General features: G+C 73.2%; 9 protein-coding genes. 3 read left to right on the top strand and 6 right to left on the bottom strand.

Annotation, left to right across the window (positions count from 1 at the left end):
• Positions 1-14 precede the first annotated feature (14 nt).
• Positions 15-1622 carry an alpha/beta hydrolase gene (locus tag ACWGJO_RS31825; RefSeq protein ID WP_452189045.1) on the bottom strand — a complete coding sequence of 536 codons (1608 nt, stop codon included), beginning with the start codon at positions 1620-1622 and terminating at the stop codon, positions 15-17.
• Positions 1623-1781: 159 nt separating this feature from the next.
• Here ACWGJO_RS31825 and ACWGJO_RS31820 point away from each other — a divergent pair, with 159 nt between their 5' ends.
• From ACWGJO_RS31820 to ACWGJO_RS31810, 3 genes are all read left to right on the top strand, one after another.
• Entirely contained in the window at positions 1782-3134 is a 1353-nt protein-coding gene (locus ACWGJO_RS31820) for an MFS transporter (protein ID WP_452189043.1), read from the top strand.
• A 60-nt stretch (positions 3135-3194) separates the two neighbouring features.
• Positions 3195-4175 (top strand): SAM-dependent methyltransferase, encoded by a 981-nt coding sequence (locus tag ACWGJO_RS31815; RefSeq protein ID WP_452189041.1) that lies wholly within the window; start codon positions 3195-3197, stop codon positions 4173-4175.
• 93 nt (positions 4176-4268) lie between these two features.
• Positions 4269-5900, top strand: a complete 1632-nt coding sequence (locus tag ACWGJO_RS31810; RefSeq protein WP_452189039.1) for a purple acid phosphatase family protein — start codon at positions 4269-4271, stop codon at positions 5898-5900.
• Between the two features lie 117 nt (positions 5901-6017).
• On the opposite strand, the gene ACWGJO_RS31805 is transcribed toward ACWGJO_RS31810, so the two are convergent.
• The 5 genes from ACWGJO_RS31805 to ACWGJO_RS31785 form a co-directional block, all read right to left on the bottom strand.
• Positions 6018-7550 carry a cytochrome P450 gene (locus ACWGJO_RS31805; RefSeq protein ID WP_452189037.1) on the bottom strand — a complete coding sequence of 511 codons (1533 nt, stop codon included), beginning with the start codon at positions 7548-7550 and terminating at the stop codon, positions 6018-6020.
• A 69-nt stretch (positions 7551-7619) separates the two neighbouring features.
• Entirely contained in the window at positions 7620-8237 is a 618-nt protein-coding gene (locus ACWGJO_RS31800) for a GTP-binding protein (RefSeq protein WP_452189036.1), read from the bottom strand.
• The gene (locus tag ACWGJO_RS31795) at positions 8218-8580 is read right to left on the bottom strand and encodes a DUF742 domain-containing protein (protein WP_359898354.1); all 363 of its coding nucleotides are present in this window, start codon (positions 8578-8580) and stop codon (positions 8218-8220) included. The genes ACWGJO_RS31800 and ACWGJO_RS31795 overlap by 20 nt, the downstream gene beginning before the upstream one ends.
• Before the next feature lie 78 nt (positions 8581-8658).
• Positions 8659-9045 carry a roadblock/LC7 domain-containing protein gene (locus ACWGJO_RS31790; RefSeq protein WP_380551404.1) on the bottom strand — a complete coding sequence of 129 codons (387 nt, stop codon included), beginning with the start codon at positions 9043-9045 and terminating at the stop codon, positions 8659-8661.
• 17 nt (positions 9046-9062) lie between these two features.
• Positions 9063-10754 carry an ATP-binding protein gene (locus tag ACWGJO_RS31785; RefSeq protein ID WP_452189034.1) on the bottom strand — a complete coding sequence of 564 codons (1692 nt, stop codon included), beginning with the start codon at positions 10752-10754 and terminating at the stop codon, positions 9063-9065.
• Between the last annotated feature and the right edge of the window lie 153 nt (positions 10755-10907).

Below are 10907 nucleotides of genomic sequence, written 5' to 3'. Positions count from 1 at the left end.
GAGCAGGCCCGTGGTCAGTCCGTCGGGCAGTGGATGCCCGCGGCCGGGACGGTGCCGTCCAGCAGGAACGCGTCCACCGAGGCGCGGACGCACTTGCTCGCGCCGTAGCCGGTGTGGCCCTCGCCGTCGCGGCTGATCAGGACGGCGTTGCCGAGTTCGGCGGTGAGCTTCTCGGCCCAGGCGTACGGGGTGGCCGGGTCGCCGGTGGTGCCGACGACCACGATCGGGGTGGTGGCGGCCGACTTGATCACGTGCGGCTTCTCGGTCGCGCGGAACGGCCAGATCCGGCAGTCCGGGTCGAACAGCGAGGCCATCGGGTCGTGCTTGCCGACCAGCGGGGCCTTGGCGGCGAGGTCGGTCAGCGCGGCCTGCAGCTGCTCACCGGCCGGGGCGTCGGTGGCGCCGTCGGCGCAGTGGATGGCGGTGTAGGCATCCGCGGACGGGCCGTAACGGCCTTCTTCGTCACGGCCGTTGTAGCCGTCGGCGAGGTCGAGCAGGTAGTCGGCCTTGCCGCGCACCATCGCCCAGCCGATGGAGTTGCGCAGGCCGGTCCAGGCCTTCTCGCCGCCGTAGAGCCGGCTGAGCACGCCGGTCCAGGCCGCGCCGGCGGTCAGCGTGCGACCCTTCTCCGTCCGGAGAGGCTTCTCCTTGAGCCCGTCGAGGAAGGCGGCGAGCTTCTGCGGGGCCTGATCGGCATCCTTGCCGAGCGGGCAGGCGTCCTTGGTGACGCAGTCCGCGGCGAAGGCCTTCAGCGCCCGCTCGAAGCCGGCCGACTGCTCGATGTTGTGCTGGATCAGCGAGGTGGAGGCCGAGGTGGCGCCGTCCAGGACGAGCCGGCCGACCCGGTCCGGGAACTCCTCGGCGTAGAGCGAGCCGAGGTAGGTGCCGTAGGACATGCCGAGGTAGCTGAGCTTCTGGTCGCCGAGGGCGGCGCGCAGCACGTCCATGTCCCGGGCGGTGTTGCGGGTGCCGACGAAGGGCAGGACCTGCGCGTACTTGGCCTGGCAGGCGTCGGCGAGCTGCTTGCCGTGGTCGTCGCCCGCCTGGTCGGTGTTCAGCCAGGCGTCCCGGGCCCGGTCGTCCAGGCAGTTGAGCGGGCTGGTGCCGCCGGTGCCGCGCGGGTCGAAGCCGACGATGTCGTAGCGGTCGTGCAGCGGGCCGTCGAGGCCCTTGGGGTCGTAGGCGACCATCTGGACGCCGGAGCCGCCCGGGCCGCCGGGGTTGAGCAGCAGCGAGCCGATCCGCTGGTCGGGCCTGGTGGCCGGGTTGCGGACCACGGCGACGTCCAGGGTGCCGGCGGCCGGGGCGGTGTAGTCGAGCGGGACCTTGAGGGCGGCGCACTGGAGCGCCGAGACGTCCTCCTTGTTCTGCGGGTCCTTCGCGCAGGGGCCCCAGGCGAGCTGCTGGCCGTAGAAGGCCTTGAGCGCCGGGTCGGCGGCACCGGTGGGCTTGACGGTCGGGGTGGGCGTCGGGGTGGCCGTCGGCGTCGCGCCGGCGGGGGCCGTGGTGGCCGCGGGCACGGCGGCCGTGCCGCTCCCGCCGGTGCAGCCGGCCAGCAGGGCGGCGGTGGCGACGGCTGCGACGGCGGCGGGCAGGACGCGCCCCGGATTCCGAGTGATCATGAAATGCACGGCACAGGAATATCACCTGCCTGTCACATCGGTCACATGGGATTCTCGGAGTTCTCCGCAGCGCCGCTCGCCGCGATGGTCGGGGGCGATGCCGCCCGCCGGGCGCGAGGGGTGATTCCGCGGGGCGCCGAACGATGCCATGCTGAGGTCATGACAGAAAGCAGTGCGGTGGCCCCGCTCCGTGAGCAGGCGGAAGCCGGCGGGCGGCGGCGGGAGTTGGCCGCGGCGACGGTCGGATCGGTGGTCGAGTCCTTCGACTGGAGCATCTACGCCGTCCTCGCGCCCTACTTCGCGGCGGACCTCTTCGGGCACGGCAAGCACGGCGTCAGCGGCGTGCTCGGCGCGTACGTCACCTTCGCGGTGGGCTTCGTCGCCCGGCCGGTCGGCTCCTACCTGATCGGGCGGCTCAGCGACACCAGGGGGCGGCGCTTCGCGCTGAGCCTCGGCATGGCGGTGATCGCCGCCGCCAGCCTGGGCATCGCCGTCATCCCCGGCCAGCAGGCGATCGGGGTCTGGGCGGCACTACTGGCCGTGCTCGCCCGGGTGGTGCAGGGGCTCGCCTTCGGCGGGGAGGCGCCGAGCGTGGCCGCGTACGTGACCGAGACCGCCCCGCCCCGGCACCGCTTCGCGTTCAGCTCGATCTCCTACGGCGGGATCGTCCTCGGCTCGCTGCTCTCCTTCGGGGTACTCACCGTGCTGATCCACACCGTCGGCAAGTCCGGCCTGGAGAACGGTGGTTGGCGCCTGGGCTTCGCGGTCGCCGCACTGCTCGGGCTGGCCGCCGTCTGGGTGCGGCGGTGGGCGCCGGAGAGCGCGGAGTTCCGCCGCACCCGGGAGCGGGCGCGGCGCACCGCCCGCCCGCCGTTCCTGCGGACGCTGCGCGAGCACCGCTGGGCGGTGCTCACCGTCTTCCTCAACACCCTCGGGGGGACGGTCGGTTACTACTTCGCGCTGGCGTACCTGCCGCAGTACGCCGCCGCCTACCACGTGGTCGGCAAGGAGGAAGCGGCCTCCTTCATGACGGTGGTGCTCGTCGTGGTGCTGGCCACCATGCTGCTCACCGGCGTCGCCGCCGACCGCTTCGGCCTGCTGCCGGTCGCCCGGATCGGCTTCGGCCTGCCGATCCCGATGGTCGGCATCCTGCTCGCCGGGCTGCGCCAGGGCTGGCTGCCGTTCCAGGTCGTCGCCGTGCTGCTGGGGATGCTGGTGGCCACGGTGCTCGGCACGCTCAACGTCTTCACCGGGCTGCTGTTCCCGACCGAGGTGCGGGCGGTCGGCCTCGGCGTGGTCAACGCGACCACCATCGCCGCGTTCGGCGGCACCTTCCCGCTGCTCGCCGAGTGGCTGAACGGTCGTCATCTACTGGGCCTGATCCCCGGATACGTCACCGTCTGCACGGCCGGCCCGGCCATCGCGCTGCTGACGGCGATGAAGGTGCCGTCCTTCGCCGCGGCCGTCCGGGGCGCGGAAGCCCCGGTTCGGCGGACACCGGAAACCGCCTGACGGACAGTCATCCCCTGTGGTTGAGTGGTCCGGACCATTGCTGATCGGGGAGGGCGGAGCATGGGTGCCGACGCTTCGGGTGCGGACATACCGGACACTGCCGGACGGGACGGCGGCGCATCGGACTCCGGTCCGGGTGCCGGTGGTCCGGACGACTGGGGTTCGGACGACTGGGGGTCCTACGGCCGTCCGCCGGGGACCGGCCTGTCGGAGAGCTGGCTGACCGAGCCCGGGTTCGAGGAGCCGCCGCAGGTGGACCTGCGCACCGACCGGGCGCACTCGGCCCGGGTCTACGACTACCTGCTGGGCGGCAAGACCAACTTCCCCGCGGACCGCGAGGTCGGCGACCGCGTCCTGGCCGACCTGCCCGGCGTGCGCGCGGACGCCACCGCCGCCCGTGCCGTGATGCACCGGATGGTGCGCCGGCTCGCCGAGGTGCACGGCGTGCGCCAGTTCCTGGATGTCGGCACCGGCATTCCCACCGCGCCCAATCTGCACGAGATCGTGCAGTCCGTCGACCCGGCCTGCCGCGTGGTCTACGTCGACAACGACCCGATCGTGCTCGCCCACTCGCGCGCCCTGCTCACCAGCACCCCCGAGGGCCGCACCGCCTACGTCCAGGGCGACCTGCGCGAACCGGAGCGGTTCCTCGCCGACCCGGCGGTGGCCGGCACCCTGGACCTCCGCGAGCCGGTCGCCCTGACGCTGATCAACATCGTCCACTTCCTCTCCGACGAGGCCGCGCACCCGCCCGTCCGCAAGATCCTGGACGCCCTGCCCGCCGGCAGCTTCCTCGCGCTGTCCGCGGGGACGGCCGACATCGCGCCGGAGCGCAGCGCGGCCGCCGCCCGCCGGTACGAGGACGCCGGGATCACGCTGCACTTCCGCTCGCGCGAGCGCGTCGAACTCTTCTTCGCCGGGCTGGAGTTGGACGATCCGGGGGTGGTCCTGATCAACCGCTGGCACCCGGAGCTCGCCGAGGTCCCGGGCCCGGGCGGGGACACGGTCTCGGTGTACGGGGGAGTCGGCCGCAAGGCGTAGTCGGATCCTTCCTCGTCAAAACGATCGTCTTTACGTGCTCATGTCATTAAAGTGACTGCCCGTCGAACCCCCCACTCGGCAGGCGGAGATTTCATGACCATTGCACGCAGGTCCATCCTCAAGGGCAGCTCGGCGGCCGGAGCCGCCCTCGTGGCGGCAGGGACGGCGGCCGCGCAACCCGCGGCCGCCCAGCCGGCCGACGACGCGCCCGCCGGTCCGCTCCTGCAGACCACCCCGCACCGCGCCGGAACGGCCTCGGTGACCGGGCTTCACCTGCAGTTCGGCACCGACGCCAGTACGGAGATGACCGTCTCCTGGCTCACCCCGCAGTCCGTGCGCCGACCACAGGTGCGGTACGGCTCACCGGACGGCGGCCTCGGCCGGGTCGTCCAGGCCGAGACCCGCACCTACCGGGACTCGATCGACAAGGTCGAGGTGTACGTCCACCACGCGCGGCTCACCGGCCTGCGCCCGGGCACCACCTACCTCTACAGCGCCGGCCACGACGGTGCCAACGCCGAGACCGGCACCTTCACCACCGCCCCGCGCGGCCGGACCCCCTTCACCTTCACGAGCTTCGGGGACCAGGCCGCGCCCAACCTCCGCCGCCGGATCACCTTCCCCGACGGCATGCCCTCCCCGCTCGGCAAGTACCCCGTGTTCATGAGCAGCCAGGTCGGCACCGCGGCCTCCGCCGACATCGTCGCCGCCGTCGAACGCGTCGGGCCGCTGTTCAACCTCGTCAACGGCGACCTCTGCTACTCCTCCTACGCCGGCCGTCACGGCCAGAGCCGCACCGCGACCTGGGCCGACTGGTTCATCAGCAACAGCCGCTCCACCCGGCTGCGGCCCTGGATGCCCTGCGTCGGCAACCACGAGAACGAGGGCGGCAACGGCCCGATCGGCGCGACCGGCTACCAGGCCTACTTCACCCTCCCCGACTCCTCGGCCTCCTCCGACGAGGAGACCCGGGGCATGTGGTACGCCTTCACCGTCGGCTCGGTGCGCTTCATCAGCCTCGCCAACGACGACGAGGCCATCCAGAACTCCGGCGACGTCTACCTGCGCGGCTACTCCGGAGGTGCCCAACGGCGCTGGCTGGAGCGGGAGTTGCGAGCGGCCCGGAGCAGCCGGGCGATCGACTGGATCGTGGTCTGCATGCACCACCCGATGATCTCCAGCTCGATGCACGGCTCCGGCAGCGACCTCGGCCTCCGCGAGACCTGGGGCCCGCTGTTCGACGCCTACGGGGTCGACCTGGTGGTGTGCGGCCACGAGCACTACTACGAGCGCTCCCACCCCGTCCGCGGCACCCTGCCCAACGATACCCGCACCCCGGTGCCGACCGACACCCGCACCGACCTCGTCGACACCGGGCGGGGCACCGTCCACATGATCATCGGGGCCGGCGGCAACGCGGCCACCACGCAGGACGACCTCTTCGAGAAGCCCAAGGGCCGGGTGGTCGTCGGGCTGGAGGACCCGAAGCCGGGCGCGCCCTACCGGGAGTCGGTCTGGGTCACCGAGGACGCGCCCTGGGCCGCCGTCCAGGACCGCACCCACACCCACGGCTTCGCGGCCTTCGAGGTCGACCCGGGCGACCGGCGCGGCGGCACGACCACCATGAAGGTCATCTACTACACCTTCGACGGACCGCACGGGGACCTCACCCCGGTGGACACCTTCACCCTGTACCGGCGCCGGACCGACGGGCGCGACGGCTGACGGCCGGGCCGCCCGGCACACGGCCGACCGGCGCAGGTCAGCCGTGTACCGGGCGGCCCAGGACGGCCCAGGTCCCGGCAGGGCGGTCCAGGTTCCGGCAGGGCGGCCCAGGGCGGCTCAGCGCCGGAACAGGCCGGTGAGCACGTCCCACCAGCCGCGGCGCTGCGCCGGGACCGGCGGCCCCGCCGGCTCGGCGCGCTCGGCGTTCCGGGGGCCCGGGACGGCCTGCTCCGCCGCCGAGCCGCCTTGCTCCGCCTGCTGGGCCCCGGCCTTCGCCTGCTCCGCCTCTGCCTCCTCGGCCTCCGCCACCGAGAGTGGGTCCGGCTCGATGTCGCGGGCGGTGAACTCCACCGGCAGCGCCGTCAGATGACGGGAGATCCAGGCCGAACTCCAGGTCAGCTCCTCCTCGGGCACCGCGAGCCGGACGTCCGGCAGCAGGGTGAGCAGGATGTCGATCCCGGCTTCGGCGACGTGCCGCCCGATGTCCTGGCCGGGGCACTCGTGCGGACCGGCGCCGAAGGACAGGTGGGAGCGGTTGCCGTACAGCGGGGCCGCCAGGTCGGGCCGGACCACCGGGTCGACGTTGCCCGCCGCGAGCCCGAGCAGCAGCAGGTCCCCGGCACCGATCCGCTGACCGCCCAGCTCGGTGTCGGCGGTCGCCCAGCGGCCGGCCACCAGGGACATCGGCGGGGAGTCCCAGAGCACCTGGTCGAGCGCCTCGCCCAGGGTCATCTGGCCGCCGGAGAGGTGGGCGCGGAACCGCGGGTCGGTGAGCACCATCTTCAACGAGTCGGCGATCAGGTTGACGGTGGTCTCGTTCGCGGCCAGCAGCACCACCCGCAGGTGCTCCATCACCTCGTCCTCGGTCAGCCCGGCCGGGTGCGCCAGCAGGCGGCTGGTCAGGTCGTCACCGGGGCTGTCGCGCTTGATGGCGATGGTCCGGCGCAGACCGGCGACCACGTACTCGTTGCTGGCGATCGCCGTCTCGGTGCCCTTCACCAGGTCCCGGGCGGCGGTCACCAGCTGCGGCCCGTACTCGTCCGGCATGCCGAGCAGCTTGGTCATCACCAGCATCGGCAGGTGCTCGGCGAACTGGGAGATCAGTTCGGCCCGGCCGGTCGGCCCGACCACCTGGACCAGGTCGGTGGTGAAGCGGCGGACGTGACGGCGGATGCCGCGCCGGTCGAAGCCGTTCAGGCCGTCCAGCAGCGCGCCGCGCAGCCGGCGGTGCTCGTCGCCGTCCGCGAACACGCAGATCGGCTGCCAGGCGACCACCGGCAGCAGCGGCGAGTCCGGCGGGACCTCGTTGTTGCGGAACGCGCTCCACAGGCGCGAGTCCCGGGAGAACAGCGAGGGCGTGCGCATCGCGGCGATGTTGGCGCCGTGGCCGAGCACCAGCCAGGCCCGGTGGTCGCCGTGCAGCAGCACCGGGGCCACCTCGCCGTACTCGGCGCGCAGCTTCTCGTACAGGCCCGCCGGGTCGGTCTCGGCCTCCGGCCCGTACAGGCGGCGCAGGCCGCCGGGGCCGGTCGGGGCGATGCCGCCGCCCGCGTGGGCCGGGCAGCCGGGCGGCGGGCCGGCGGGCGACGCGGGGCCGGCGGACGACGCGGGGCCGGCGGGGAAGGCGGGTTCGGGGAACGGGGTGGTCACGGGGGTCTCCGGTCGCGGGTGGGTTCGGTGACGGGCGGTCGGTGGGGGTGGTACGGACGGACCGTCGGCTCAGCCGGTGGACGGGGCGGCCAGCTCGTACAGGTAGTGCATCAGGGTCATCAGGGTGTCCCGGCTGGACTCCCGGCTGCGCGCGTCGCACGCGACGATCGGCACCTCGGACGGCAGGTCCAGCGCGTCCCGCACCTCGTCGAGCGGGACGGGCGGCGCCTCCGGGAAGCCGTTGACGGCCACCACGAAGGGCACGCCGCGCTCCTCCAGACGCCCGATCACCTCGAAGCTGACCTCCAGCCGGCGGGTGTCCACCAGCACCACCGCGCCCAGAGCGCCCTCGAACAGGCCGTTCCAGAGGAACCAGAACCGCTCCTGGCCGGGGGTGCCGAAGACGTAGAGCACGAGCCGGTCGCTGATGCTGATCCGGCCGAAGTCCATGGCCACGGTGGTGGAGGTCTTCTGCTCGACCCCGGTCGGGTCGTCCACCCCGACCCCGGCCTGGGTCATGGTCTCCTCGGTGGTCAGCGGGCGGATCTCGCTGACCGCGCCGACCAGCGTCGTCTTGCCGACGCCGAAGCCGCCGACCACCACCACCTTGACCGCCGTGGTGACGGTGTCCGGCAGCAGGTCCGGACCGGCCGGCCCGACCACCGTGTCAGAGCCGCTGAAGTCCATGGATCACCGCCTCCAACAGGGCACGGTCGGGAAGCTCCGCCGCGGGCACGGCGGAACTGCGGGCCTCGATCAGCCCGTCGTCGAGCAGGTCCGCCAGCAGGACGATGACCACGCTGACGGGCAGCTCCAGGTAGGCGGAGACCTCCGCCACCGAGAGCGGGGAGCGGCACAGCCGCAGAATGGCGGCCTGCTCCGGCTGATGGGCGGGGGTCGGCTCCGCACGGGAGACGATCAGGGTGACCAGGTCGAAGACCCCCGGTCCGGAGGGGCCGCTGCGGCCCCGGGTGATGACGTACAGCCGGTCGGGCTCGGGGCCGTCCCAGCCACCCTTCTCGGCCGTCATGCCACTGCCTCGCTGTGCTCGTTCATGTGCCCGTCCCGCCGCTGCAGCCCACCGCGGCAGGCCGGTCCGGGTGCCGGTTCACGCGACCGCCTCGGGATTGCGCGGCGGGGTGGACAGGTGCTCGCCGATCCGGGCGACCAGGTCGCGCATCTGGTGGCTCACCAGCCCGGCGTCCACGCCCTCGTCGGCGAGCACCGCGAGATAGGCGCGGTCACCGGCCGCCATCAGGTAGAAGTAGCCGCCGTCCACCTCGATCACCACCAGCCGCATCGAGCCGTCGCCGTGCGGGAACTCGTGGCCGATCGCGCCGGCCAGGCTCTGCAGCCCGGCGCAGGCGGCGGCGAGGCGGTCGGCGGTGTCCGGGTCGGTGCCGTACTGGGCGATCCGCAGGCCGTCGGCCGACAGTACGATGACGTGGCGCACGCACGGGACGCTGTCCGCGAGGTCGTTGAGGATCCAGTCCATGTTGTTGCGGTGCGGAATCACTGCTCGCCCTTCCCTGCCGTGTCTTCACTGGTGTGCGCGGCGCTCGTGTGTCCGGCACCCGCCTGTCCGGCACCCGCCTGTCCGGCACCCGTCCCTCCGGCACCCGCCGGGCCGGACGGGCTTGGCCCGGTGCCCTTGATGCCGTCCATGAACGCCTCCAGCCACAGACCCGGCTGCTTCGGCTCCTTGGCGGGGCCCGTCGCACGGGCCGGCGGCCCCGCCACCGGTCCGGCGGGCTGCGCCGTCGGCCCGGTGGGCTGTGCGGTGGCGCGCGCGGCCCCGCCGAAGCCCCGCGGCATCATCGGGCGGCTCCGCCGGCGCTGCGGCAGGCCGTTGGGCGTCCACTCGGTCACGATCACCTCGTCGTCCCCGGCGCCCGGGCCGGAAGGCCCCCACGGGTTGGTCGAACCGTAGGACGGCCCGACGCCGGCCGAGGTCGTCCGGGTGCCCCAGGGACGGCCCGAGGCCGCGTGCCGGGGCGGGTTCGCCGGAAGCGGACGGGGGCCGGAGAAGGCGCCGATGCCGTGCGCCCGCCCGGTCGGCGGCGCGGTGGTGAGCAGCTCCTGCGGCACGACCAGCACCGCCCGCACACCGCCGTACGCGGACCGGCGCAGCGAGATCTGGAAGCCGTACGCCTGGCAGAGCCGGCCGACGATGGCGAAGCCGAGCCGGGGGGACTCGGTGAGGTCGTCGAAGTCCTTGGAGACCATCGCCTCGCGGATCGAGCGCTCGGCGCGGAACCGGGCCTCGTCGGTGAGGCCGAGACCGCCGTCCTCGATCTCGATCGCCATCCCGCTCTGCACCTCGGAGGCGCTCAGGTGCACGTGGGTGTGCGGCGGCGAGTAGCGGGTGGCGTTGTCGAGCAGCTCGGAGACGGCGTGGATCAGCGGCTCGACGGCCGGTCCGGTGACGGAGATCTGCGCCACCGGGTGCAGGTCCACCCGCTGGTACTCCAGGATCCGGGACATGCCGCCGCGCAGCACGCTGTAGAGCGCGATCGGCCGCGTCCACTGCCGCCCGGGGCGGGCGCCCGACAGGACCGCGATGCTGTCTGCCAGGCGGCCGGTCAGCGCGTTGCCGTGGTCCAGGCGCAGCAGGTCGTCGAAGACCGCCGGGTCGTTGCCGTGCCGGTCCTCCATCTCCCGCAGGTCCTTGGCCTGCCGGTGGATGATGGCCTGCACCCGGCGGGCGATGTTGACGAAGGCCCGCTCGGCCGAGTCGCGCCGGCTGACCTCGTCGTCGACGGCCTTGGCGACGGCCTCGGCGACGGCCACCAGGGAGCGGCGGAACCGCGGCGACACGGGGACGTCGCTCTCCTCCAGCGGGCGGGTCAGGACGTCGAAGGAGTACCCGTAGCGGGCCCCGGCGACGATCCGGCGCATCTCGCCCCGGGCGAGCCGGTCCAGCTCGTCCTCCTGACCGGCCAGCCGGCGTTGGAACTCCTCCACCTGCCGGGCGTGCCGGTCGCGCGACTCACTCAGCGCCCGCCCGCGGCGTGCCGACTCGGCGGCCACCACGGCCACCAGCACGGTGCCCGTCGCTCCGCACCACAGCACCCCGGCCCGGGCCACGTCGGACACCACCGCCGCGGCGACCGCCACGGCCACCGCCATCACGGCCGTCGGCAACAACCAGCCGAGCAGGGGCGCTTGGCGCCGTCTGGCGAGTGACGATCCAGCTCGAAGCATTCAGCATCCTCAAACGATCGGAACAGCAAAGGGGGACAGGCGGGGGATCGGCTCCGCAGGCGTGGTGGTGCAGCATAGCCAAGTTCAGGACATCCTGACCGAAAGTCAAAAATACTGTCCCGCAACCGACTTGTCGTATCCAGCCGGACAACA

This window comes from Kitasatospora sp. NPDC054795 (assembly GCF_053611565.1).
The sequence above is the reverse complement of the archived record's forward strand: the minus strand, read 5'-3'. Positions and strand labels throughout refer to the sequence as shown.

Bases quoted from the DNA above. Each gene is read 5' to 3' on its own strand.
- ACWGJO_RS31785 (WP_452189034.1), bottom strand. From the start codon at position 10,754: ATGCTTCGAGCTGGATCGTCACTCGCCAGACGGCGCCAAGCGCCCCTG.
- ACWGJO_RS31810 (WP_452189039.1), top strand. From the start codon at position 4,269: ATGACCATTGCACGCAGGTCCATCCTCAAGGGCAGCTCGGCGGCCGGA.
- ACWGJO_RS31815 (WP_452189041.1), top strand. From the start codon at position 3,195: ATGGGTGCCGACGCTTCGGGTGCGGACATACCGGACACTGCCGGACGG.
- ACWGJO_RS31795 (WP_359898354.1), bottom strand. From the start codon at position 8,580: ATGACGGCCGAGAAGGGTGGCTGGGACGGCCCCGAGCCCGACCGGCTG.
- ACWGJO_RS31825 (WP_452189045.1), bottom strand. From the start codon at position 1,622: ATGATCACTCGGAATCCGGGGCGCGTCCTGCCCGCCGCCGTCGCAGCC.
- ACWGJO_RS31800 (WP_452189036.1), bottom strand. From the start codon at position 8,237: ATGGACTTCAGCGGCTCTGACACGGTGGTCGGGCCGGCCGGTCCGGAC.
- ACWGJO_RS31820 (WP_452189043.1), top strand. From the start codon at position 1,782: ATGACAGAAAGCAGTGCGGTGGCCCCGCTCCGTGAGCAGGCGGAAGCC.
- ACWGJO_RS31790 (WP_380551404.1), bottom strand. From the start codon at position 9,045: ATGGACTGGATCCTCAACGACCTCGCGGACAGCGTCCCGTGCGTGCGC.